Origin of the sequence: Microbacterium sp. (genome assembly GCF_047606685.1) — a bacterium.
In the GTDB taxonomy this organism is placed as follows: Bacteria; Actinomycetota; Actinomycetes; order Actinomycetales; family Microbacteriaceae; genus Microbacterium.
Genome location: NZ_JASGEC010000101.1, coordinates 13,167 through 35,609, shown reverse-complemented (window position 1 = coordinate 35,609; position 22,443 = coordinate 13,167). Strand labels below are relative to the sequence as shown.

Below are 22,443 nucleotides of genomic sequence, written 5' to 3'. Positions count from 1 at the left end.
CTGGCAGCGGTCGCCGACCGCGGCGACCCGGTCATGCTGGCCGCCGCCGAGTCCGAGCTCGTCGCCGCCGCGACCGGAGCGTCGCCCGCCGGCGCGCCGCCCGCCACGGCCGACGACCTCCGCGTGCAGGTGAAGGTCTGGTCGCTCGTGCTCGACCCCGACGGCGTGCTGCCCGACGACGAACGGGCGGCGCGGCGGCGCACCCTCTCGCTCGGGCGCGAACGCGACGGCCTCGTGCCGATCCACGGCGGACTGCTGCCCGAGGTCGCGGCGCAGTTCCAGCGCTACGCGCACGCCCACAACTCGCCGCGCGTCGCCGACCGCACCACCGCCGCGGGCGGCCCCGCATCCGCCGCGGGCGGCCCCGTCTTCCGCGATGATCAGCCCGACGGCGCCGACGGGCTCGTCCACCACGACGAGCGCACGAGCGGGCAGAAGCTGCACGACGTGCTCGCGACCGCGCTCGGCATCGCCGCCCGCTCGATCGAGACGCCAACCATCGGCGGTGCGCCGCCCACGCTGCTCGTCACGATCGCGGCATCAGACCTCGACCGGCACGACGGCGTCGCCTTCGTCGACGGCACCGACACGACCCTGCCCGCCCACGTGGCACGGCAGATCGCGTGCTGCGGCGGCATCCAGCGCCTCGTCTTCGACGACAACGGGCAGGTCATCGAGCTCGGCAGCCCGCAGCGCACGTTCACGCCCCACCAGCGCCGGGCGATCATCGCCCGCGACGGCGAGTGCATCATTCCGGGATGCCACGTGCCCGCCGAGTGGTGCGAACTGCACCACGTCGTCGACCACGCGAAGGGCGGCCCCACGCACACGGGCAACGGAGTGGCGCTGTGCTGGCACCATCACCGCACGATCGAGACGAGCGGATGGCACATCCGCATGGTCAACGGCGTGCCCGAGGTGAGAGCGCCCTACTACATCGACCCGCACATGCTGTGGCGACGGGTCCCAGGCTCCGCCCACCGACAACGAGAACGCCTGCGACGAGAGCGTTTGCGAGGCGAGTGAGAGCGGTGAGCGCGGGGGTGACGAATGCCAGACCCCGCCACCTCCCCCGCCCTGCGCCGCCTCCCGCGCGGGCGCCGGCCGGGATACTCTGGGCATCGTGACCGATCGCCGACTCGCCGTCGACGCGTGGGAGAGCCTCTTCCGCGCGCAGCACGCCGTGCTGGGCGAGATCAGCGTCGACTTCGACGACGAGAACCTCAACCAGGCCGAGTACGACGTGCTGCTGACCGTGACGCGCGCGCCCGGCGCGACGGCGCGACTGCGCGACGTCACGCGCCTCGCGCTCGTGAGCCAGCCGTCGGTGTCGCGCCTGGTCGACCGTATGGTCGCGCGCGGGCTGGTGACCAAGTGCCCCGACCCCGACGACGGGCGCGGCACCCTCGTGACGGCGACCGAGCACGGCGCGCACACGTTCCGCGTCATCGCGCGCCAGCACGCCATTACGGTGGCGGAACGGATGTCGGTGCTCGACGACGACGAGCTCGCCCAGCTGCGCGACCTCACGGCCAAGCTGCGCGGCCCCGACCCGGAGTGCGCCGAGGCCGGCGACATCGCGAGATTCTCCGCCCCCGCCCGTTGAGCCCCGGCCGTCAGGGAGTGCGGCGGCGCAGGGTGAGCGAGGCGAGCACGATCGCCCCGAGCGCGAACGCCGCCACGATTAGCAGGGGGCCGGAGACATCCCATCCCTCGTCGCCCGCCGTGACGGCGTTCACCGCGTCGACCGCGTGGCTGAGCGGCAGCCAGTCGCTGATCGCCTCGAGCACCTCGGGCATCCGGTCGCGGGGCATGAGGATGCCGCCGAGCAGGATCTGCGGGAACACGAGCACCGGCATGAACTGCACGGCCTGGAACTCGGTGCGCGCGAACGCACTGGCCAGCAGCCCGAGCGCGGTGCCGAGCACGGCGTCGGTCACCGCGACCAGGCCGAGCTGCCACAGCGGGCCGTCCACCCCGAGACCGCACACCCACACGGCGAACCCGACGGTGATGAGCGCCTGCGCCACCGCCGCCGCGCCGAACGCGAGCGCGTAGCCGGCGATGAAGTCTGCCTTGCCGAGCGGCGTCGTCATGAGGCGTTCGAGCGTTCCCGAGCGGCGCTCCCGCAGCGTCGTGATCGAGGTGATGAGGAACATCACGATGAACGGGAACAGCGCCAGGATCGCCGGCCCGATCGTCTGGAACACCTGGTCCTGGTCGACGAAGATCCACGCGAACAGCCCGACGAGCAGGCTCGGCGCGACGAGCATGAGCGCGACCGAGCGGTGGTCGTGGCCGAGTTGGCGCAGCACGCGCCCGGCCGTCGCGAGGGTGCGGCCCGCGTTCATCGCTCTCTCCTCGAGCGAGGATGCTGCTCTTGGTCGCGTCGGACGAGCTCCAGGAACGCGGCGTCCGGGTCGTCCTGACCGGTGTCGGCGAGGAAGCGGGCGGGCGTCGTGTCGGCGATGACGCGCCCGTCGCGCATGAGCAGCAGGCGGTCGCAGCGCAACGCCTCGTCCATCACGTGGCTCGACACGATGAGCGTCGCGCCGGCGGCGGCGAGGCCGCGGAACACCGCCCACAGCTCCGACCGCAGAAGCGGGTCGAGGCCGACCGTCGGCTCGTCGAGCACGAGCAGCTCGGGCTCGCCGAGCATCGCGACCGCGAGCGAGACGCGGTTCTCCTGCCCGCCGCTGAGCGAGTCGATCGTCTGCTTGGCCTGTCCGCTCAATCCGGTCTGCGCGATGACGCGGGCGACATCGCCGCGCGGCGCGCCGATCACGCGCGCGAAGTAGCGCAGGTTCTGCTCGATGGTGAGGTCGCCGTAGACCGACGCCGCCTGCGTGTCGTACGCGACGCGGTGGCGCAGGCCGCGGCTCCCCGCGGGCGCGCCCAGCACCGTGACGGTGCCGGCGGAGATCTTCTGCACGCCGACGATCGAGCGCATGAGGGTGGTCTTGCCGCATCCCGACGGCCCGAGCAGCCCCGTGAGCTGTCCGCGCGGGATGCGGAGGTCGACACCGTCGAACACCTCGGTCGCGCCGCGTTTCACGCGCAAACCGGCGATGCCCACGGCATCCGACTTATTCATCATGTGATGAATTATGCGCGCGTCGGCCCGCTCGGTCAACCCAACAGGTAGCGCTGCACGGTCGGCCCGACGCGCTCGACGAGCTCGTCGATGGAAGCCTCCGCGAGCGCCGGCAGTCGCGCCACGTAGCGCGCGATGATCAGACCGGCGATCTGGCTGGCCGCCAGCGACGCCCGCAGCGCTGCGTCGGGCACGTCGAGGCTCGCCACCATGCGGTCGATGAGCTCGCGCTGCAGGAAACCCGCCAACAGCGGCGTGGCCAGGCGGTTGCCGAGGGCGGCCCGCAAGAGGGCGACCGCGCGCTTGCGGGTGTCGGCATCCTCGAACTGCTCGAGCACGAACCGCACGGCGCTCTCGCCGACCGCCTCGCGCGGCCCGGCGAGGATGCCGGGAATGACCCGGTCCGGCCGGATCGGGAAGTCGACGGTCTCGGCGAACAAGTCGGCCTTTGTGCCGAAGTAGTGGTGGACGAGCGCCGCGTCCACTCCCGCTCCAGCGGCGATGTTGCGGACCGTGGCGCCGTCGTAGCCGCGCTCTCCGAACTCGTGGATGGCGGCGGCGAGGATGCGCCCGCGCGCGTCGGATGCCCCGCCGCGGGGCCGGCCACGGCGGCGTGCGGGCTGGGGGACGGCGAACTCGGCCACACGCACAGCCTAGGACGCGGACAGGCGCCGACCACGTTCAGCAGGTAGCCTCTTGCCAAAGGGGGTGACGCGTTTGGGACGCACAGCGGAGGCAGTTGCCGACGGGCTCAAGATCGCTCGAGCAGCCGCGAAGATCGCCATGAAGAACGTCATTCTGGTCGAGACGATCGGGCGGGGCCACGAGTACGACGTGGAGGCGCTTCTTCCGCGCGCGCGCGACGTGCTGCTCGGACTCGCGGGCGAGCAGTGGGCCGCCGCGCACACCGTGCGCCAAGAGCGGAAGAAGGCCAAGGGCAAGTTCGGCGACCCGAACAGCACCCACGACTACCTCGACCGCGACATGCGCAACCTTCGCAAGCGCGAGAAGCAGTACACCCTCGTGGCCGAAGACCTGCAGGAGCAGGCGGAAGACGAAGACGTCCTGCGACAGATCATCGACGAGTCTCGCGAGTGGGCGTGGGAGGAAGTCGAGCGCAACCTCGAGCGGCGGCTCGCGACCGAGAACGTGCGGGCAGACGACGACCCCGACTACGACGAGCTGCGCCAGGAGCGGATGTCGGCCGTCGTCTCCTCCGACCTGAAAGAGCTGCGCAAGCGCGCCCGCAAGCTCAAGCGCAAGCGCAAGAACGCCGGCGACGAGACCGTGAGTTGACACGGACGGCGCGGGGCCCGGCAATGTCGCCCGACCCGGTTCGCCCGGCGTCGCGCGGTGGGGTATCCTGGACGCTGGCCCGCGCGCGAGCGCGAGCCACGCGCCCGTAGCTCAATGGATAGAGCATCTGACTACGGATCAGAAGGTTGGGAGTTCGAGTCTCTTCGGGCGCGCATTGGGCCCCGTTCTCGGACGGGGCCCTTTTTGTTGGGCTGACGGCGATTGCACCGCCCCGCGGTGCTCGACCGGCATGCTCGGGCGCGCCCTCGCCTTCACCCCGTCGGCATCACCGTTCGCTGAGAGCGAACGGTGAACGGGTTAGCACTCGACTCCTGAGAGTGCTAATCTGTGAACAGTTGAGTCAACCTAGCTCAACTTTGAGACCGACTGAAACGAAGGAGAACACATGGCCACCTACGACCCCTTCCGTGACCTGGACCGCCTCGCGTCGAGTCTCCTCGACACGCGACGTGGCCCGCGCCGGATGCCGATGGACCTGTACCGCGACGGCGACCACTACGTGCTGACCGCCGACATGCCCGGGATCGACCCCGGCTCCGTCGACATCGACGTGGACGGCCAATTGCTGACGATCCGCGCCGAGCGGAGCCTTTCCGAGGGCGAGGGCGTCAAGTGGATCACCCGCGAGCGCGAGGCGGCGAGCTTCCTGCGCCAGCTCAACCTCGGCCAGGGCATCGACACCGAGCGCATCTCGGCGAGCTACGGCAACGGCGTGCTCAGCGTCACCATCCCGGTGAGCGAGAAGGCGAAGCCGCGCAAGATCGAGGTGTCGACCGACTCGTCCACCCCGGTCATCCGGGCGCACGAGAGCCACGAGAGCCACGAGAGCATCGACGCGGCCTGATCCGGCCCGCACGACCGCCCCGAGCCCGCACGGACTCGGGGCGGTCGTCGTTCGGCCTGCGCGGACGTCGCGGACTCGAAAAGCGTCGGACCTGTATCAGGATGCCGCGAGCCGGCTCTGTGCATGTGACGACGCCCGTTGCGGTGGGGACCGGCGGGCGTCGAGGCGGATGCCTCGTCTCGGCACAGCTGGGGCTCGTGCGCCAGGACGAGGCATCCGCACTTCCGACTCGCAGAGCCCGACCGACGGTTGCGGCAGCCCGCTCGGGCTCAGCTCGCGCAGATCCGCGCCGCTTGGCGCGCCGCCCCGAGCGCCACGTACTCGGCCGGCTCGGGCGCCTCGACGGGCAGCCCGAGCACGAGCGGGGCGATCTCGCGCACGGCCGCGGACTGCGCGCCGCCGCCGATGAGCAGCGCGCGCCGCAACGGCACGCCGAGAGCGCGCAGGGCGTCCAGGCCCGCGCCCAAACCTCCGAGCATTCCCTCCACCGCGGCGCGGGCGAGGTTCTCGCGCGACGTCGAGGCGAGCGTCATGCCGTTCAGCGATGCCGTCGCGTCGGGGAGGTTCGGCGTGCGCTCGCCCTCGAAGTACGGCACAAGGGCGAGCCCGCCCGCTCCCGGCGCCGCAGCGAGCGCCAACCGGCTGAGCTCGTCGTGGTCGACATCGAGCAGGCGCGCGATCGCGTCGAGCACACGCGCCGCGTTGAGGGTGGCCACGAGCGGGAGGAACCGGCCGTCGGCGTCGGCGAAGCCCGCGACCGTGCCGGTCGGGTCGACGGTGCGCTCGTCGCTGACCGCGAAGACCGTTCCGCTCGTGCCGATCGACACCACGACGTCGCCGGGTTCCGCGCCGAGGCCGAGCGCCGCGCCCGCGTTGTCGCCCGCGCCGGGGCCGACGCGCCGACCGCCGGAGTCCTCGACCCACTCCCGCGGGCCGAGCACGCGCGGCAGCACGGCGTCGTGCCCGAGCGCCGCGACCAGCAGCTCGCGGTCGTACGCGCCGTCGGCGGGGCTCCAGTAGCCGGTGCCGGAGGCATCCGATCTGTCCGTGACGAGCTCGTCGAGAACCGGGCCCCGCTCGGACTCGCCCGCCGGGCCGAACCCCCGCAGCCGCCACGTGAGCCAGTCGTGCGGCAGCGCGACGGCCGCGACGCGAGCCGCGTGGTCGGGCTCGTGGTCGCGCAGCCAGCGCAGCTTGGTGCTGGTGAAGGACGCCACCGGCACAAGGCCCGTGCGCCGGGCGAGCTGGTCGGCGCCGAACTCTGCGACGAGGTCGGCGGCGGCCTGCGCCGACCTCGTGTCGTTCCAGAGCAGGGCGGGGCGGATGACGCGGCCGTCGCCGTCGAGCACGACCATGCCGTGCTGCTGCCCGCCGATGGACCACGCCGCCACGTCGTCGATGCCGCCCGCGTCGGCGATCGCCTCCCGCAGGGCGCGCCACCAGGCACCGGGGTCGACCTCGGTTCCGTCGGGATGGCGCGCGCGGCCGGCGCGCACCACAGCTCCCGCTGCATCGACCACCACGACTTTGCACGACTGCGTCGACGAGTCGACGCCCAAAACGAGGCTCACCCCACACAACCTAAAGGATGCCGCGGCCGGCAGATCCGACGGGTCCTGCGCCCACTCGCGGCGATGGGACGCCCAATGTCGGAGGATCACTCGGATGTCGGAGGATCGCTCGCCGATCCTCCGACATTGGCGCGAGTCTCCGACGGCGAGCCACGTGCTCAGAACGTCGCGTGCTCCGCCTCGGCCACACGAGTCGCGGCCGCAAGAGCCGCGTCGAGGTCGGCGATCAGGTCGTCGGCGTCCTCGAGGCCGATCGACAGTCGCAGCACGCCTGCGGACGGACGGGCCTCGGGGGCGACCGGCCGGTGGGTCAGCGCGGCGGGGTGCTGGATCAACGAGTCCACGCCGCCGAGCGAGACAGCGTGCGTGAACACCTCGACGGACGACGCGACCGCGCTGGCCGCGGCGAACCCGCCCCGCAGCGAGATCGACACCATCGCGCCCGCGCCGCGCTGCTGGCGGCCGATGAGCCCGCGGTCGTCATCGATGCCCGGGTAGTGCACCTTCTCCACGGCGGGGTGCGTCGACAGCCACGCCGCGATGCGCTCGGCATTCGCCTGCTGCGCCCGCACGCGCGTCGGCAGCGTCGCAAGGCCGCGGTGCAGCAGGTACGCGCCGAGAGGGTGCAGGATGGCGCCGGTGATCGCCCGCACCGGGCGCAGCATCTCCGCGGTCGCCTCGTCGCACGCGACGACCCCCGCCACGACGTCGCCGTGCCCGCCGAGGTACTTCGTCGCGCTGTGCAGCGACATCCGCGCGCCGAGGTCGAGCGGGTTCTGCAGCACGGGCGTCGCGAACGTGTTGTCCACGAGCACCGGCACCTCGCCCGCCTGGGCGACGACGGCGGCGATGTCGGCGGCGATGTCGGCGAGCTCGAGGGTCGGGTTTCCCGGCGACTCGAGGATGACGAGAGCCGTGTCGGGCCGGATGCTGGCCGCCACCTCGTGCTCCGCGCAGAAGGTCGCCTCGATGCCCAGCAGGCCCGAGTCGAGCAAGTGGTCGGTGCCGCCGTAGAGCGGGCGCACCGCGACGACGTGCGCGCGCCCGGTCGTTGCGGTGTGGGCCAGCAGCACGGCCGTCATCGCCGCCATACCGGACGAGAAGGCGACCGCCGCCGGCGCGTGCTCGAGTTCGGCGAGCGCCCGCTCGAAGCGCGCGACGGTCGGGTTCCACAGGCGCGCATACACCATCCCGCCGTCGGCGGGCGGATAGCCGCCGCCGGTCATCGCCTCGTAGGCGTCGCCGCCGTGCTCGATGTCGGGCAGCGGGTAGGTCGAGGAGAGGTCGATCGGCACGGCGTGCGCGCCGAGCGCCGCGAGGTCCTCACGTCCGCTGTGGACGGCGACCGTGTCGGGGTGGAGCAGGTGATCGGGCATACCGCCAGAGTGCCCTAGAACACAAGATTCCTCGATATTCTCTACTCTTAACACAATAAACGTCGCATAGAGCGACGCTCACAGCAGTTCACCGATACCGAACAGGGGCTCCTTTGGCGAACGCGCAACGGCCCGCCGCGCTCGACGACCTCGACCGGTCGATCGTGGCCGCCCTCCTCGACGACCCGGACACGAGGGCGAAGGCCTTGGCTCGCCGCCTCGGGGTCGCGGAGTCGACGTGCGCGTATCGCGTCCGGGGCCTGCGCGATCGCGGCGTCATCGCGGCCGCGCCGCCCGCGCTCGACCTGGCGGCGCTGGGGCGGCCGCTGGAGGCCGTCATCCGCGTTCGACTTGGCGGGCACAACCGGCAGAGCGTCAGCACGGTGTTCGATGCCCTGGAGCGCACGCCGGGAGTGCTTCAGGTCTTCCACGTCGCCGGAAGCGACGACTTCCTGGTGCACGTCGCGATGCCCGACGCCGGCGCCCTGCGCGACGTGGTGCTCGAGCACATCACGGTGCACCCGGCCGTGCGTGCCACCGAGACGCAGCTGGTCTTCGAGCGCCGCGACGGCGTGGGTGTGCGCCCCGACCTCGTCGGCTGAACGTCGGAGGATCGCTCGAATGTCGGAGGAATCTCCGCCGATCCTCCGACATCGGCGCGAATCTCCGACGTGCGGCGTGCTATCCGGGGGGCGAGAGGGGACTCGACGTCGGCTCAGTTGTCCGAGCGCCGGCGCGACGAGCGGAGCGCCAGCCAGTAGCCGACGCCCACGGGCACGATGGCGGCGGCCGCCAGCATGAGCCAGAACTCCTGTCCGAGCCCGCCGCCCTCGGCGGGCCGCTCGCTCGCGGTCGGAGTGGGCGCAGCGGTCTGCGTCGGGGTGGCAGACGGCGCCGAGGTGGCAGTGGGGGTGGATGGCGCGCCGCACGTGGCGGCAGCCGAGCCCTCCGCGGGCGCCGCGCCGGCCTTCGGCTCGTACGTGAAGCTCTGGCTCCCGGAGACGGGATGGCCGTCGGAGGAGACCACCTTGAAGACGATCTCGTACTCGCCCGCGCCCCCGAGCTCGACCGGCGTCGTCACGTCCGTTCCGACGATCTCTGGGCACTCGGTCTCATAGTGGCGCTCGTCGGGGCCGATGACCTCCACGAGGCTCGCCCCTTCGCCGTCGAGAGGGTCGGAGCTGAAGGTGAGCGTCACGTGCTCGAGCGCGGCAACCGTGGCACCGTCGGCCGGGTCGGAGTCGACGAGCGCGTCGTGCGCGAACGCCGCGGTGGGCGCGAGCGGGAGGGCGAGGGCGGCGACGAACGCGACCGCCAGCACGGGGCGCGCGAGGCGGCGAGTGGGCATTGTGCCAGCCTAGGCGCTCCCGGCAACACTGACTGATTCGGTCAGGGAATGCTGCCCGCGAGCCGGCCGTCGAGGTCGACGCGGAAGTCGGCGTCCAGCGACTGGCGCGCGTTGAGCGCGTGCCGCACCGACACCGTCAGCGCGCCGCACTCCCGCGCGAAGGCGAGCCAGCTGTCGTTGTCCTCGATGACGAGCGGCCGCCGCGGCGACGTGCGGCACAGCTGCGCGACGAGCGCGCGCTTGTCGGCGCCGGGGCGGCGCCGGCGCAGGCTGGCGAGGCCGTCCAGCGCCCATGCCGCCAGCAGCTCGTCGATCAGGTCGGGGTCGCCGTTGGAGACGACGTGCTGGCGCGCGCCGCGACGGGCCGCCAGCGGCATGAGCGAGCCCGCCAGCCCGCTCGGGCGCAGCTCGCTCCCCGCCCGCGCGCGAAACAGCGCGAGCCGCTCCGCGGTGAGCGCCGCCACGCTGGCGGCGCCCGCCGGGAAACCGTCTCGGACGAGGTCGGCCCAGATCGCCGGCTCGGTCTTGCCGACCTGGGCGAGGAAGAAGTCGGGCTCCAGCGGCATCCCTCGCGCTTCGGCCATCGCCGCGTACGTCGCGCCGTGCAGCGGCTCGGTGTCGGCGATGACGCCGTCGAAGTCCCACACGATGTGCGCGCCCGGCTCGACGGCGCGCGCGATCTGCGCGACCAGGTCGGCGGTCACGTCACAGGCCTGTTGCGGTAGCGGCCGACCAGCTCGGGCTGCGCGGCCTGCAGCCGCACGGGAGACAGCCCGTTCTTCATCAGCACGAGGTCGTCGACCACCATTTCGCCGATCTGGTGGAACGCGGCCGGGATGCCTCCGGCCCGATGCGGCGAGATCACGACGTTGTCGAGCTCCCGGAAGGGGCTCGTGGCCGGGATCGGCTCTTCCGGCCACACGTCGATCGCCGCAAACAGGTCCCGCTCGCGCAAGGCCGCCAGCAGGGCGTCGAAGTCGACCACTGCCGCCCGGCTGACGATGACCAGGCGACAGCCGGGCTTCAGCGCGTCGAGCACTCTCGCGTCCACGAGGTGCGCGCTCTCGGTCGTGGCGGCGGCGAGGACGAACACGACATCCGCGCCGTCAACGGCCTCGAGCAGACCCGCGGGGCGGGCGCCGGCGGCACTGATGACGCTGCTCGGCAGCCACGGGTCGTAGACCCGCACGCTCGGGCGCAAGGGGGCAAGCAGCGGCAGCAGCGCGCGGCCGAGGTTGCCCAGCCCCAGCAGCGCGATCTCCGCCCCCGCCAGGAGGATCGAGTCCCCTGTGCCCGCGCTCACGTAGCGCTCGCGGCCGGCGCGCGCGGCGCGGTCCTCGCGCGTGATCCCGCGGGCGAGGTCGAGAGCGAGCCCGAGCGAGAACTCGGCGACCGCCTGCGCGTAGGCGGAGCCGACGCCGAGGACGCGGATGCCGCGGCGAAACGCGGTGTCGTAGTCGACGTTGGGGAGGAAGTTGCCCTCGACGTTCACGATGGCGCGCAGCGAGGCAGCCGCCGCCAGCCGCGCGGCGTCGAGGTCGGGGTGGCCGACGACCGCGAACGCGGACGGCAGCGCCGCGTCGAGCCGCTCGACCGAGTCGTCGCCCTCCAGGTCGACAACCTCGAACTCGGCCTCGAGCCTGGCGCGGTCGGCCGCCGTGAAGATGCGGCTGGACCGCTGCGGCTCGGGTTTGAGCAGGACGACGGGCTTCATCGCTCCCCCTTCGATTCTCCCGTGGTCGACGCGCGCACGACGAGCTCGGGGCGGAACTGGATGTGCGCGGCGGCGGCGGACGGCTCGGAGGTGTGGCTCATCAGGATGTCGACGGCGGTCGCGCCGATCGCCGGCGCCGGCTGTCGCACAGAGGTGAGCGGGATGCCCGCGATCGCGGCGTAGTCGATGTCGTCGTAGCCGACGATGGCGATGTCGTCGGGAATCCGCACCGACCCGCTCGCCATGAGCCGCTGCATGATGCCGAGCGCGACCAGGTCGTTGGCCGCCAGCACGCTGTCGGGCCTGGCCTCGGGCGGCCGCGCCAGGATGCGCTCGGCCGCCCCCCACCCCGACTCGACCGTCAGCGACGGCACGCCGATCACCTCGAGCGTCGCCGATTCGACCCGCCCGACCGCCGACTGGGCGCCCTCGAGCCGGTCGGCCACCTGGTGCAGAGTGAGCGGGCCGCCGGCGAAGGCGATGCGGCGACGGCCGATCGCGAGCAGGTGGCCGGCCGCGAGCTGCCCGCCCGCGACGTCGTCGACCGCGACGCTCGGCATCCCCGCGTCGGTGGACTCCCGGTCAACCAGCACGCACGGCACGCCGACCTCGCGCAGTCGCACGAGGCGCGAGATGTCGTCGCCGATGGGCGCCACGAGCACGCCGAACACGCGCTGCTGCTCGAACAGGTCGAGGTAGGCCGCCTCGCGCTGCGTCGACTCGTCGGCGTCGCCCACGACGACGGTGAGGCCGTGCTCGGCTGCGCGATCGGCGGCCCCGCGCGCGAGGTCGGTGAAGAACGGGTTGCGGCCGTCGATCACGACGAGCCCGATCGACCGGCTGCGGCCAGCCCGCAGCTGGCGGGCGGCGTCGTTGCGCACGTAGCCGAGCTCGCTGATCGCCGAGCGCACGCGGTCGACCACGGTGGACGACACCTTCTCGGGATGGTTGAGGACATTCGAGACGGTGCCCACCGACACGCCGGCCCTCGTGGCCACGTCTCGAACACTCGCGTTCACGGCATCCCTTCGGTCCTGCGCTGGTTGTGAATCGATTCTATTGGCGGGCGACGAACCGCCCGCAAGCGCGCCGAGAATTCAGTAGAACAAGGGCTTGCGCCATCCAACAAGCTGTGCTTTCATCATTGAAACGTTTTAGAGCAAGGAGGCCCAAAACGTGAGTCACGCTGTCCGCGAGAAGATCATGGGATGCTGGCTGGGCAAAGCGGTCGGCGGAACGCTGGGCCAGACCTTCGAGGGCCTCTCCGGTCCTTTGACAGCGACGTTCTACCACCCGGTGCCCACTGAGATGGTGCCCAACGACGACCTCGACCTGCAGGTGCTGTACGCGGTCGTGATGGACGAGATGGCGCAGCCGCGGGTCGACCGCGACGTCATCGCCGCGTCGTGGGCCGCGCACGTCGCCTTCCCGTGGAACGAGTACGGCGTCGGCATGCGCAATCTGGCCGAGGGCCTCGCGCCGCCGCACACCGGGTCGTTCGACAACTGGTTCACGTGCGGCGAGGGCGCGGCGATCCGCAGCGAGCTGTGGGCGTGCCTGGCGCCGGGCGACCCCGACCTGGCCGCCGCCTACGCGTACGAGGACGCGTGCTTCGACCACGCCGGCGACGGCATCGTGGCCGCGCAGTTCCTGGCCCGCCTGCAGTCCCTCGCGTTCGTCGAGTCCGACCCCGACACGCTGCTGGACGGCGCGCTGGCCGGGATCGACCCCGACACCGGCATCGCCCGCGTCGTGCGCGACACCCGCGCGTGGGTCGCCGAGGGGCTCGAGTGGCACGACGTGCGCGAGCGCATCATGGCGGCGTACGGCCGCTCGGACTTCACCGACGTGCGACCCAACACCGGGTTTGTCGTCCTCGGCTGGCTGGCCGGGCGCGACTTCTCGGAGCGCATCCTGATCTGCAACAACTGCGGGGAGGACACCGACAGCTCGACCGCGACCCTCGGCGCGCTGCTCGGGATCATCGACCCGGCGTCGATCGACGACCGGTGGCTCGCACCGATCGGCCGCGACCTCGTGCTCAACGCCGAGATCACCGGCATCCAGCCACCGGCCACGCTCGACGGGCTCACCGACCTCGTCGTCGACCTGGCGGAGCGCCTCGGCGGCGCGCGGCCCGACCCGGCGGTCCGCGAGTTCGACCCGGCATCCCACGGCATCGACGTCGAGATCGCGTGGGCCGACACCACGACCGGAAAGTGGGAGGTGCGCGACCAGACCGAGCTGCCGCCGATCGGCGGCGCCGTCCCCGCCGGCGCCCGGTTCGCCCCGCACACGCTGCCGGGCACGTGGGTGCGCTGGCGACGCGACGACTTCGAGAACCGCATCCTGCTGCTGAAGTACCGGCTGAACGCACGCGGCCGCTCGTCGGTGCGCCTCATGTTCAACTGCACCGAGCACTACCGGGTGTGGCTGGACGACGTGTTCCTGTACGGCGCGCAAGGCAGCCAGTTCATGTTCCCCGCGCCGCACATGGCCCCGGTCGGCCAGTTCCACGACTTCGAGATCTCCGACGGCGCGCACGAGCTCACCGTGGCCGTGAAGTGCCCGCCGCCCGGCCGCGAGGTCGCGGAGTGGGTGATCGCGCTCGTCGAACTGCCCAGCGCCCTGTGGATCGAGAACGCCTTCCGCTGACCCCGCACTGCATCACCCTTCAATCGCACACAAACCTCAATCACACACAAAGGAGCACCCATGCGAACCACACGCACCCTGCGGTCCCGAGCCGCGACGGCCGCGGCCGTCGGGGCCGTCGCCGCCCTGGCCCTGGCCGGCTGCGCGTCAGACTCGGAGCCGGAGGCGGACGACGGGCCGGTCACCATCACATGGTGGACCTGGAACCCCGACCAGGAGACCGCGGTCGAGTACATCGACGCGTTCGAGAAGGAGCACTCGGGCATCACGATCGACCATCGCTTCATCCAGTACTCCGACTACGTCAACACCGTGCAGCTCGCGCTCACGTCGGGCACCGGGCCCGACGTGTTCGGCCTGCAGGTCGGCGCGCTCACCGAGCAATTCGCCCCGCTCGCGGCCGACCTCGCCCCCGCCGCCGAGGAGGCGCTCGGCGCCGACTGGGCCGACAAGCTCACCGCCGTCGACCAGCTGCAGGTCGACGGCAAGCAGGTCGGCCTGCCGTGGATGATCACCGGCGGCGGACTCGTCTGGGCCAACCAGTCGCTTCTGGACGAGCTCGGGCTCGAAGTGCCGACCAGTCCCGCCGAGCTGCGGACGTTCTGCAAGGAGGTCAAGGCCGCCGGCAAGGACTGCTGGGTGCACGGAGCCAAGGACGCGTGGCAGAACCTCGACATGTTCCAGGTGATCTCGAACCAGATCGCGCCCGGCAAGTTCTACCAGGCCCTCGCCGGCGAGACGGCGTTCGACGACCCCGACTTCGTGAAGGCCTTCGAGACGTGGCAGGGCCTGTTCGACGACGGCATCTTCCCCAAGGGGGCGCTGGCGACGACCGCGTACCCCGACGCGAACGACGCTTTCAAGAAGGGCGAGGCCGCGCTCATCCTGTTCGGCAGCTGGCAGAACGCCGACACGACGCAGGCCCGGCTCGACCAGTACGTCGAGCAGTACGGCGACGACGTGAAGAACGTCGAGTTCGTGCCCTACTTCGCCCCGCCGCTCGTGGATGGCGCGACCACCGGCGCAATGTTCGGCGGACCCGACGTCGGCTTCGCGGTCGCGGAGGCCAGTGCGCACCGGGAGGCGGCGGAGACGTTCGCGACGTGGCTCGCCGGCAGCGAGACCGCGCAGACGCTCGTGGCCAAGAACGTGCTGCAGCCGGCGCTGACATCGGTGCCGCTCGACCTCAGCGGCGTCAACACCGATCGCCAGCGCGCAGCGCTCGAGGAGCAGGGCCCCGCGCTCGCCGACATGATCGGCCAGCGCGAGCTGACCAACGCCGACGTGAAGACGGCGCTCTCGGACGCCCTGTCGGCGGTCGCGTCGGGGCAGCAGTCGCCGGCCGACGCCGCGAAGGCCGTCCAGGCGGCCATCGACGCGGCAGGCTAGGAGACCGCCCCGTCCCCCACGAGGGGAGGGGCCCACGGCCCCTCCCCTCCCTCGAACTCGACGAACGGAAGCCCCGGTGACGACAGCGATCGCCCCGCCGCCGCGGACGCGCAACAGAAGGCGGACGCAGCGCAGCGCCTACCTCTACATCCTCCCGGCGCTCATCGTCGTCGTCGGGATCGTCTACCTCGGCATCGGCTACAACGGGTGGCTCTCAACTCTCGACTGGAACGGCATCTCGCCGAACCCCGAGCGCGTCGGGTTCGGCAACTACCTCGAGATCGCCGCCGACCCGATCTTCTGGACCGCCGTGGGCAACGTCGCGGTGTTCGGGGTCATCGTCATCGTCGTGCAGATGGCCCTCGGCCTCGCGATGGCGCTGCTGTTGAACGGCGCCGTCCGCGGGCGCGGCATCTACAAGGTCGTCATGTTCATGCCGGTCGTGCTCGCGCCGGCGGCCATCTCGACCGCGTTCCGGCAGTTCTATGCCGAAAACGGCATCTTCAACGACATCCTGCGCTTCGTCGGGCTCGAATCGGTCAGCCAAGCGTGGCTCGCGAACCCGTCCACGGCGCTCTACGCGATCGCCGTCATCAACATCTGGCAGTGGACCGGGTTCAGCTTCATCCTCTACCAGGCCGCCCTCTCGCAACTCGACGAGAACATGTTCGAGGCGGCCCAGATCGACGGCGCGAGCGACTGGCGCATCGTCCGCAGCATCGTCATCCCGCAGCTGCGCGGCACCCACGCCACGCTCGCGCTGACCGGCGTCATCGGCGCGCTCAAGACCTTCGACATTGTCTACCTCACCACCGGCGGCGGCCCCGGACGGAGCACCGAGTTCCTGACCACGTACATCTACAAACAGACCGTCGAGCAGTTCCACTCCGGCTACGCCGCCGCCCTCTCGATGGTGCTGCTGGTGCTCGCCCTCACCCTCACCGTCGTGCAGATGCGCGCCTATCGATTCGGAGCACGCTGATGTTCGGGCGCCCCACCAGACTCAGCCGCATCGTGTGCCAGACGCTCGCCACGCTCATCGCCCTGCCCTTCGCCGTTCCCCTCGTGGCCCTCGTGGCGATGTCGTTCCAGGGCCAGGGCGCGGTCGCCAACTACACCGCCGTCATCACGCAGTCGCCGTTCCTGCGGTTCCTTGTGAACACCGTCGTCTTCGCGGCCGGGACGATCGTGATCGTGTACGTGTGCACGATGCTCGCCGGCTACGCCTTCTCCAAGCTCGACTTCCGCGGGCGCGGGCTGTTGTTCGGCGCGATCCTGGTCGGGCTCATCCTGCCGGCCATCGCGTTGATCGTGCCGCTGTTCACGATCTACGCGCGCCTCAAGCTCTTCAACAACTACGTGGCGATCATGGTGCCGCTGGCCGCCGTGCTGATCCCGCTCACGCTGCTGCTCGCGAAGAACTACATCGACGGCATCCCCGACGAGATCATCGAGGCCGCCCGCATCGACGGCGCGACGAGCTTCGGCGCGCTGTTTCGCATCGTCATCCCGCTGTCGCGCCCCATCACGGCCGTGGTCGTCGTGTGGGCGTTCCTCAACGCGTGGAACGAGTTCTTCCTGCCGCTGCTGTTCCTGCAAGACGAGAGCCTGCAGGTGCTGACCCAAGTGCCCACCTACTTCACGAACACGTACGGCTCCGACGTCCCGAAGATCTTCGCGTCGCTCGTGCTCATCAGCCTCCCCGTCGTGATCGCCTACCTCTGCTTGCAGCGGTACTTCGAGCGCGGGCTGTCGGCGGGGGCGATCAAGTGACGCAGCAGCCCACCCGCATCCGCCCCCCACACGAAGGCACTCGCACATGAGCACTCTCTCGCCCGCCGACCTCGCCCTGCTGGACGCGCAAAGCATCGAGCTGCCCAGCTGGGCGTTCGGCGACTCGGGCACGCGCTTCCGCGTCTTCCCGACCGCCGGCACGCCGCGCGATCCGTTCGAGAAGATCGCCGACGCCGCCGAGGTGAACCGGCTCACCGCGCTCGCGCCGGCGGTGGCGCTGCACATCCCGTGGGACACCGTCGACGACTTCGCCGCCCTGCGCCGCTACGCCGAAGACCGCGGCGTGCGGCTCGGCACGATCAACTCCAACACCTTCCAAGACGTCGACTTCAAATTCGGCGGGCTCACGCACGACGAGCCCCGAGTGCGGCAGAAGGCGATCGACCACCACCTCGAGTGCATCGAGATCATGGATGCCACGGGCTCGCGCGATCTGAAGATCTGGCTCGCCGACGGCTCGAACTACCCCGGCCAGAGCGACATGCGCGCGCGCCAGGATCGGCTGCACGACTCGCTGCAGCAGATCTACGCGCGGCTGGGCGAGCGGCAGCGCCTCGTGCTCGAGTACAAGTTCTTCGAGCCGGCGTTTTACCACACCGACGTGCCGGACTGGGGCACCGCCTACGCGCAGACGGTCGCCCTCGGCGACCGCGCCCTGGTGTGCCTGGACACCGGCCACCACGCGCCCGGCACCAACATCGAGTTCATCGTGATGCAGCTGCTCCGGCTCGGCCGGCTCGGCTCGTTCGACTTCAACTCCCGCTTCTACGCCGACGACGACCTCATCGTGGGGGCGGCAGACCCCTTCCAGCTGTTCCGCATCCTGGTCGAGGTGGTCCGCGGGGGCGGACTGGACAACCCCGACGTCGTGTTCATGCTCGACCAGTGCCACAACATCGAGGCGAAGATCCCGGCGCAGATCCGGTCGGTGCTCAACGTGCAGGAGATGACCGCGCGTGCCCTCCTCATCGACCGCGACGCCCTGGCCGCCGCGCAGAGCGCGCACGACGTGCTGGCGGCGAACGCGGTGTTCATGGATGCCTTCCACACCGACGTGCGCCCCGCGCTCGCCGCATGGCGCGAGGAGCGCGGGCTGCCCGCCGACCCGGTCGCGGCCTACACGGCGAGCGGCTACCAGCAGCGCATCGAGGCCGAGCGTGTCGGCGGCACGCCCGCCGGGTGGGGGGCCTGAGCGGGCTCTCGGGTCGGCCCGGGGCAAACGCGGTAGCGTCGTAGCATCCCCTCGTCGCCGGAGCCCGTTTCATGACCGCAAGCGTTCGCACGCGCCGCAACGCGCTGTTCGTGCTGTTCTTCCTGCCCGGAATCGTGATCTCGTCGTGGGTGACGCGCACTCCCGACATCCGCGACGCGACCCAGGCGTCCACGGCCGAGATGGGGCTGATCATCGCGGGCCTGTCGGTCGGCTCTATGCTCGGCGTGCTCTCGGGCGGACCGCTGGTGGCCCGACTCGGCGCGCGGCGGGTGAGCCTCGCCGGCGTCAGCCTCGTGGCGGCCGGATGCGCGGTGATCGGGGTCGGCGGGGGCCTCGGCATCGGCCCGGTCGTCGCCCTCGGGCTGGGGCTGTTCGGACTCGGCGTCGGGGCCGCGGAGATCGGCTTGAACGTCGAGGGCGGCGAGGTCGAGCGCGGCATCGGCCGCTCCACGCTGCCGATGCTGCACGGCGCGTACAGCCTCGGCACCGTCGTGGGGGCGGCCGTCGGCGTGGGGCTGACCGCCATCCGCTTCCCCGTGCTCGTGCACCTCGTGGTCGCCGCCGCGATCGTCGCGGTCGCCCTCGTCTTCGCGATTCGACCGATGCCCGCCGACATCGGCATCCAGCCGCGCCGCTCGGCGGACGACACGCAGGCCCCGCGGCCGCAGGTGTGGCGCGATCCGCGGCTGCTGCTGATCGGGTTCGTCGTCCTCGCGCTCGGGATGGCTGAGGGAACCGCCAACGACTGGCTTCCGCTGCTGATGGTCGACGGGCACGGCCTCGAGGCGGCTCTGGCGTCGGGCTCGTTCGCGCTCTTTGCCATCACGATGACGATCGGGCGGTTCGCGGGCGGCTGGTTCGTCGACCGCTTCGGCAAGGCCGCCGTCCTCGGCGTGAGCGCCGCGATCGGCGCGGTCGGCATCGGACTGGTCTCGTTCGTCGACGACCCCGTGGTGGCCGTGGCGTCTGTGGTCCTGTGGGGGCTGGGCGCGGCCCTCGGGTTTCCCGTCGCCCTCTCCGCTGCCGGGGAGTCGGGCCCCAACTCGGCCGCCCGCGTGTCGCTGGCCGCGTCGATCGGCTACATCGCCTTCCTCGTCGGCCCGCCCCTGCTCGGCTTCCTCGGCGAGGCGTACGGGCTCCGCGGCGCCATCCTTGTCGTCCTCGCCCTCGTCGCCCTGGCCATCGCGGCGACCACCGGCATCCGTCCGGCCCACACTGTCCGCGCGAGGGGATGACGATGGGCCACGCCGCCGACTTCGACGCGATCACGATCGACCGGCTCCGCGAGATCGGCGGACTCAAGTGGTCGACGTTCCCCGACGCGATCGGCGCGTTCGTCGCCGAGATGGACTTCGGCGTCGCGCCCGCGATCGCCGACGCGCTGCGGGCGAACCTCGACGACGGTCTGTTCGGATATCTCCCGCGGTGGACGAGCGAGAGGATGTCGCAGGCCTGCGCCACCTGGCAGCGCGACAAGCACGGGTGGGATGTCTCGCCCGACCGCATCCATCCCATCGCCGACGTCATCAAGGGGCTTGAGGCCGCTCTCGAGCACTTCTCGACGCCCGGGTCGAAAGTCATCCTGCCCACTCCGGCCTACATGCCGTTCCTCTCCGTGCCGCGCGCGCTGGGCCGCGAGATCATCGAGACGCCGCTGCTCGTGGACGGTGATCGCTATGCACTCGACCTCGACGCGATCGACGCCGCCTTCCGCGCCGGGGGCGAGGTGCTCATCCTGTGCAACCCGTACAACCCGGTCGGCCGCGTCTTCACTCGCGACGAGCTCGCCGCTGTCTGCGAGGTGGTCGCCCGGCACGGCGGGCGGGTGTTCTCCGACGAGATCCACGCGCCGATGGTGTACCCCGGCGCCCGGCACGTGCCGTACGCGAGCATCTCGCGGGAAGCGGCCGCGCACACCATCACGGCGGCCTCGGCGTCGAAGGCGTGGAACCTGCCGGGCCTGAAGTGCGCGCAGTTGATCATCAGCAACGACGCCGACGCGCAGGTGTGGGAGCGCGTCGGATTCATGGCCGCGCACGGAGCGAGCAACCCGGGCGTCATCGCGAACACGGCCGCCTACGCCGCCGGCGGCGCGTGGCTTGACGAGGTCGTCGCCTACAACGACGCGAACCGCCACGCGCTGGCCGAGCTGCTCGCCGACCGCATCCCCGGCATCCGCTACGCCCCGCCCGAGGGCACCTACATCGCCTGGCTCGACTGCCGCGAGCTCGGCCTCGGCGAGAGCCCGGCGCAGTTCTTCCGCGAGGAGGCCGGCGTCGCGCTGACCGACGGCAGCGCGTGCGGCGCACCCGGCGCAGGCTTCGTCCGGCTCGTGTTCGCCACGCCCCGGCCGATCCTGGACGAGATCGTCGACCGCATGGCGACCGCGCTGCGGCGGCGCTGAGCCCCCTCGCGGCGGGAGAGTCGTCGAAGCCGGCGACGATGTCCCGGCAAGGGGGTCGCCTGGTGCACGTCCACCGGTCTGCAGGGCGCGGATCTCGACGCCCTCGTCACACACCGATGAGCCGAGCGGCCGGGAGGCGCCGGGTGCTGGACATCGCTGCCGCAGCCGGGTATTGTGTACACACATTTACACTTAGGTACGCAATGGGAAGGAGCCGAGGATGAGCGTGACCGTGGGAGTGCGGGAGTTCCGCCAGGACCTCGCCGACTACATCGACCAGGCCGAGCCGGTCACCGTGACCCGGCACGGACAGACCGTCGGCCTGTTCATCCCCGTGCATCGGGATCGCAAGGCGGAGATCGCTGCGTACTCCGAAGCCGCGAAGAAGGCCAGCGCCCTGCTGGAGAAGCTCGGCATGACCGAGGATGAAGCGGTAGCCGAGTTCGACGCTATGCGGAAGGCGCGCCGGAAGGAACAGCGGGAAGCCGCTTCCGCATCGTGACGACGAGGTGCATCGTCCTCGACGCGAACATCCTCATCCGGGCGGTGCTCGGAATCCGCGTCCGGGAGCTGATCGAGGAGTACGGGGAGGACACGTCGTTCTTCGCCCCGGACCTCGCCTTCGCCGAGGCCGCCCGGCACCTCCCGACCATCGCTGAAAAGCGCGGCGCTGACCCCGCGCCCCTGCTGGACTCGCTCGACCACCTCCGCGTGGTCGTCGAGGCCGTGCCGATCGAGGTGATCGCTCCGCTGGAGCCAGCGGCGATGGCCCGAATCGGCGGGCGTGATCCAATGGACTGGCCGATGGTCGCCGCTGCGCTCACCCTGGACTGTCCGATCTGGACCGAGGACAAGGACTTCTTCGGCGCGGGTGTCGCGACCTGGACCAGCGACCTTGTGGAAATCTACCTGCGCGGCGACGCCGAGGCGGGAGCCGTCACAAACTGAAGCCGGGAGCGTCGCGCTGCGGTCCGGTCCTCTGCCGTGATCGCTCGACGGCCGGAACCGGCCGAGTTGGGTAGCGCGCTTCTCGCGTGCAGCCTAAGCGCGCTTGCGGCAACGGCGCAGCGACATCGCGGACGTGTTCGAGTTCATGTCGCTGACCGGCTTGCGCTGGGGCAAACTGCGCGCGATCCGCATGGGCTGGCTCTCCGAGGTGCACTGGCGCGGCACCCGCCCGGTGCCGCTGTCCCCTCGGGCGCTGGCGATCTTCCGTCAGTACGCTGCGGGCAAGCAGCCCGACGACTGCCTGTTCACCAACCAGCGGGGCGGGCAGCTCTCCGTCGGCGTCGTCCGTAAGTTCCCCCTCGGCTTCCGCCGCCACGCACTGCGTCGCTACGCCGCGTCGACCTGGCTGCGGCTCGGCACGCCCGTTCACGAGGTCGCGGAGTACCTGGGCGACGAAGCGCGCACCGCGCTCGCGGTGTACGCGCATGTCCTCTGCGAGGGCCAGCGGCGCGACCGTGTGCGGCGTCTGGCCGCTGCGGACGACTTCGGCCGGAAGTCGGGACACTCACGGGACACGCGGCCGGGTCCGAGCCTCGGACTCTGACCTCGACGCTTCCCGACGAGCCGAAGAGACTCGCTCTAACCAGGGAACTAATGGCGGAGACGGAGGGATTTGAACCCTCGGTCCCCGTGAGGGGACTCCACCTTAGCAGGGTGGTGCACTAGGCCTGACTATGCGACGTCTCCAGGCATCCGGCTCTGCGAACCGGACGCGC

General features: G+C 71.2%; 24 protein-coding genes and 2 tRNA genes. 16 read left to right on the top strand and 10 right to left on the bottom strand.

Going from position 1 to position 22,443, the window contains the following annotated elements; translation table 11 throughout:
- Both QM611_RS12205 and QM611_RS12200 read left to right on the top strand, forming a co-directional pair.
- Positions 1 to 1,026: DUF222 domain-containing protein (locus tag QM611_RS12205; protein WP_415080189.1), on the top strand; the 1,026-nt coding region annotated here is incomplete at its 5' end.
- A gap of 97 nt (positions 1,027 to 1,123) precedes the next feature.
- Positions 1,124 to 1,606, top strand: coding sequence for a MarR family winged helix-turn-helix transcriptional regulator (locus QM611_RS12200; RefSeq protein WP_415080188.1), 483 nt, complete (start codon positions 1,124 to 1,126; stop codon positions 1,604 to 1,606).
- 10 nt (positions 1,607 to 1,616) lie between these two features.
- Here QM611_RS12200 and QM611_RS12195 read toward each other — a convergent pair whose 3' ends face one another.
- From QM611_RS12195 to QM611_RS12185, 3 genes are read right to left on the bottom strand one after another with little or no spacing between them, the layout of a single operon-like run.
- Entirely contained in the window at positions 1,617 to 2,351 is a 735-nt protein-coding gene (locus QM611_RS12195) for an ABC transporter permease (RefSeq protein WP_415080187.1), read from the bottom strand.
- Entirely contained in the window at positions 2,348 to 3,097 is a 750-nt protein-coding gene (locus QM611_RS12190) for an ABC transporter ATP-binding protein (RefSeq protein ID WP_415080186.1), read from the bottom strand. Before QM611_RS12190 ends, QM611_RS12195 begins: the two co-directional genes overlap by 4 nt.
- 32 nt (positions 3,098 to 3,129) lie before the next feature.
- Positions 3,130 to 3,738: a TetR family transcriptional regulator gene (locus QM611_RS12185; RefSeq protein ID WP_415080185.1), complete on the bottom strand. Its 609-nt coding sequence runs from the start codon at positions 3,736 to 3,738 to the stop codon at positions 3,130 to 3,132.
- 139 nt (positions 3,739 to 3,877) lie between these two features.
- Between QM611_RS12185 and QM611_RS12180 the strand changes: the two genes are divergently transcribed.
- From QM611_RS12180 to QM611_RS12170, 3 genes are all read left to right on the top strand, one after another.
- The gene (locus QM611_RS12180) at positions 3,878 to 4,390 is read left to right on the top strand and encodes an asparagine synthase (RefSeq protein ID WP_415080184.1); all 513 of its coding nucleotides are present in this window, start codon (positions 3,878 to 3,880) and stop codon (positions 4,388 to 4,390) included.
- A 100-nt stretch (positions 4,391 to 4,490) separates the two neighbouring features.
- Positions 4,491 to 4,563, top strand: a tRNA-Arg gene (locus QM611_RS12175).
- A gap of 233 nt (positions 4,564 to 4,796) precedes the next feature.
- Positions 4,797 to 5,255: an Hsp20/alpha crystallin family protein gene (locus tag QM611_RS12170; RefSeq protein WP_415080183.1), complete on the top strand. Its 459-nt coding sequence runs from the start codon at positions 4,797 to 4,799 to the stop codon at positions 5,253 to 5,255.
- Positions 5,256 to 5,524: 269 nt separating this feature from the next.
- On the opposite strand, the gene xylB is transcribed toward QM611_RS12170, so the two are convergent.
- A complete protein-coding gene (xylB, locus tag QM611_RS12165) occupies positions 5,525 to 6,826 on the bottom strand; it encodes a xylulokinase (protein ID WP_415080182.1) in 1,302 nt (433 codons plus the stop codon).
- A 158-nt stretch (positions 6,827 to 6,984) separates the two neighbouring features.
- Positions 6,985 to 8,202 carry a trans-sulfuration enzyme family protein gene (locus QM611_RS12160; RefSeq protein WP_415080181.1) on the bottom strand — a complete coding sequence of 406 codons (1,218 nt, stop codon included), beginning with the start codon at positions 8,200 to 8,202 and terminating at the stop codon, positions 6,985 to 6,987.
- A 113-nt stretch (positions 8,203 to 8,315) separates the two neighbouring features.
- On the opposite strand from QM611_RS12160, the gene QM611_RS12155 reads away from it, so the two are divergent.
- Positions 8,316 to 8,804, top strand: a complete 489-nt coding sequence (locus QM611_RS12155) for an Lrp/AsnC family transcriptional regulator (protein WP_415080180.1) — start codon at positions 8,316 to 8,318, stop codon at positions 8,802 to 8,804.
- A gap of 113 nt (positions 8,805 to 8,917) precedes the next feature.
- On the opposite strand, the gene QM611_RS12150 is transcribed toward QM611_RS12155, so the two are convergent.
- From QM611_RS12150 to QM611_RS12135, 4 genes are read right to left on the bottom strand one after another with little or no spacing between them, the layout of a single operon-like run.
- Complete coding sequence (locus QM611_RS12150) at positions 8,918 to 9,550, bottom strand: copper resistance protein CopC (protein WP_415080179.1); 633 nt, start codon at positions 9,548 to 9,550, stop codon at positions 8,918 to 8,920.
- A 41-nt stretch (positions 9,551 to 9,591) separates the two neighbouring features.
- Positions 9,592 to 10,254, bottom strand: a complete 663-nt coding sequence (locus QM611_RS12145) for an HAD family hydrolase (RefSeq protein ID WP_415080178.1) — start codon at positions 10,252 to 10,254, stop codon at positions 9,592 to 9,594.
- Positions 10,251 to 11,264 (bottom strand): NAD(P)-dependent oxidoreductase, encoded by a 1,014-nt coding sequence (locus QM611_RS12140; protein ID WP_415080177.1) that lies wholly within the window; start codon positions 11,262 to 11,264, stop codon positions 10,251 to 10,253. The genes QM611_RS12145 and QM611_RS12140 overlap by 4 nt, the downstream gene beginning before the upstream one ends.
- Entirely contained in the window at positions 11,261 to 12,262 is a 1,002-nt protein-coding gene (locus QM611_RS12135; RefSeq protein ID WP_415080176.1) for a LacI family DNA-binding transcriptional regulator, read from the bottom strand. Before QM611_RS12135 ends, QM611_RS12140 begins: the two co-directional genes overlap by 4 nt.
- Positions 12,263 to 12,440: 178 nt before the next feature.
- Here QM611_RS12135 and QM611_RS12130 point away from each other — a divergent pair, with 178 nt between their 5' ends.
- The 10 genes from QM611_RS12130 to QM611_RS12085 all read left to right on the top strand — a co-directional run bounded on the left by QM611_RS12130 (position 12,441) and on the right by QM611_RS12085 (position 22,271).
- Positions 12,441 to 13,919, top strand: a complete 1,479-nt coding sequence (locus tag QM611_RS12130; RefSeq protein WP_415080175.1) for an ADP-ribosylglycohydrolase family protein — start codon at positions 12,441 to 12,443, stop codon at positions 13,917 to 13,919.
- A gap of 60 nt (positions 13,920 to 13,979) precedes the next feature.
- Positions 13,980 to 15,308, top strand: coding sequence for an ABC transporter substrate-binding protein (locus QM611_RS12125; RefSeq protein ID WP_415080174.1), 1,329 nt, complete (start codon positions 13,980 to 13,982; stop codon positions 15,306 to 15,308).
- Between the two features lie 76 nt (positions 15,309 to 15,384).
- Entirely contained in the window at positions 15,385 to 16,290 is a 906-nt protein-coding gene (locus QM611_RS12120) for a carbohydrate ABC transporter permease (RefSeq protein WP_415080173.1), read from the top strand.
- Positions 16,290 to 17,081, top strand: a complete 792-nt coding sequence (locus QM611_RS12115; protein WP_415080172.1) for a carbohydrate ABC transporter permease — start codon at positions 16,290 to 16,292, stop codon at positions 17,079 to 17,081. The genes QM611_RS12120 and QM611_RS12115 overlap by 1 nt, the downstream gene beginning before the upstream one ends.
- Positions 17,082 to 17,127: 46 nt before the next feature.
- Entirely contained in the window at positions 17,128 to 18,294 is a 1,167-nt protein-coding gene (rhaI, locus tag QM611_RS12110; protein ID WP_415080171.1) for an L-rhamnose isomerase, read from the top strand.
- 71 nt (positions 18,295 to 18,365) lie between these two features.
- Positions 18,366 to 19,550, top strand: coding sequence for an MFS transporter (locus QM611_RS12105; protein ID WP_415080170.1), 1,185 nt, complete (start codon positions 18,366 to 18,368; stop codon positions 19,548 to 19,550).
- Complete coding sequence (locus QM611_RS12100; protein ID WP_415080169.1) at positions 19,547 to 20,719, top strand: MalY/PatB family protein; 1,173 nt, start codon at positions 19,547 to 19,549, stop codon at positions 20,717 to 20,719. The genes QM611_RS12105 and QM611_RS12100 overlap by 4 nt, the downstream gene beginning before the upstream one ends.
- 220 nt (positions 20,720 to 20,939) lie before the next feature.
- Complete coding sequence (locus tag QM611_RS12095; RefSeq protein ID WP_415080168.1) at positions 20,940 to 21,221, top strand: type II toxin-antitoxin system Phd/YefM family antitoxin; 282 nt, start codon at positions 20,940 to 20,942, stop codon at positions 21,219 to 21,221.
- Positions 21,218 to 21,667 carry a PIN domain-containing protein gene (locus tag QM611_RS12090; protein WP_415080167.1) on the top strand — a complete coding sequence of 150 codons (450 nt, stop codon included), beginning with the start codon at positions 21,218 to 21,220 and terminating at the stop codon, positions 21,665 to 21,667. Before QM611_RS12095 ends, QM611_RS12090 begins: the two co-directional genes overlap by 4 nt.
- Before the next feature lie 103 nt (positions 21,668 to 21,770).
- Positions 21,771 to 22,271, top strand: a complete 501-nt coding sequence (locus QM611_RS12085; protein ID WP_415080166.1) for a hypothetical protein — start codon at positions 21,771 to 21,773, stop codon at positions 22,269 to 22,271.
- 51 nt (positions 22,272 to 22,322) lie between these two features.
- On the opposite strand, the gene QM611_RS12080 is transcribed toward QM611_RS12085, so the two are convergent.
- A tRNA-Ser gene (locus QM611_RS12080) sits at positions 22,323 to 22,414 on the bottom strand.
- Positions 22,415 to 22,443 lie beyond the last annotated feature (29 nt).

Excerpts from the sequence above, each read along its gene's own strand:
- QM611_RS12125 (WP_415080174.1), top strand. The coding sequence starts at position 13,980 with ATGCGAACCACACGCACCCTGCGGTCCCGAGCCGCGACGGCCGCGGCC.
- QM611_RS12180 (WP_415080184.1), top strand. The coding sequence starts at position 3,878 with ATGAAGAACGTCATTCTGGTCGAGACGATCGGGCGGGGCCACGAGTAC.
- QM611_RS12140 (WP_415080177.1), bottom strand. The coding sequence starts at position 11,264 with ATGAAGCCCGTCGTCCTGCTCAAACCCGAGCCGCAGCGGTCCAGCCGC.
- rhaI (WP_415080171.1), top strand. The coding sequence starts at position 17,128 with ATGAGCACTCTCTCGCCCGCCGACCTCGCCCTGCTGGACGCGCAAAGC.
- QM611_RS12150 (WP_415080179.1), bottom strand. The coding sequence starts at position 9,550 with ATGCCCACTCGCCGCCTCGCGCGCCCCGTGCTGGCGGTCGCGTTCGTC.
- QM611_RS12170 (WP_415080183.1), top strand. The coding sequence starts at position 4,797 with ATGGCCACCTACGACCCCTTCCGTGACCTGGACCGCCTCGCGTCGAGT.
- QM611_RS12115 (WP_415080172.1), top strand. The coding sequence starts at position 16,290 with ATGTTCGGGCGCCCCACCAGACTCAGCCGCATCGTGTGCCAGACGCTC.
- QM611_RS12105 (WP_415080170.1), top strand. The coding sequence starts at position 18,366 with ATGACCGCAAGCGTTCGCACGCGCCGCAACGCGCTGTTCGTGCTGTTC.
- QM611_RS12100 (WP_415080169.1), top strand. The coding sequence starts at position 19,547 with ATGACGATGGGCCACGCCGCCGACTTCGACGCGATCACGATCGACCGG.
- QM611_RS12160 (WP_415080181.1), bottom strand. The coding sequence starts at position 8,202 with ATGCCCGATCACCTGCTCCACCCCGACACGGTCGCCGTCCACAGCGGA.
- QM611_RS12195 (WP_415080187.1), bottom strand. The coding sequence starts at position 2,351 with ATGAACGCGGGCCGCACCCTCGCGACGGCCGGGCGCGTGCTGCGCCAA.
- QM611_RS12095 (WP_415080168.1), top strand. The coding sequence starts at position 20,940 with ATGAGCGTGACCGTGGGAGTGCGGGAGTTCCGCCAGGACCTCGCCGAC.
- QM611_RS12190 (WP_415080186.1), bottom strand. The coding sequence starts at position 3,097 with ATGATGAATAAGTCGGATGCCGTGGGCATCGCCGGTTTGCGCGTGAAA.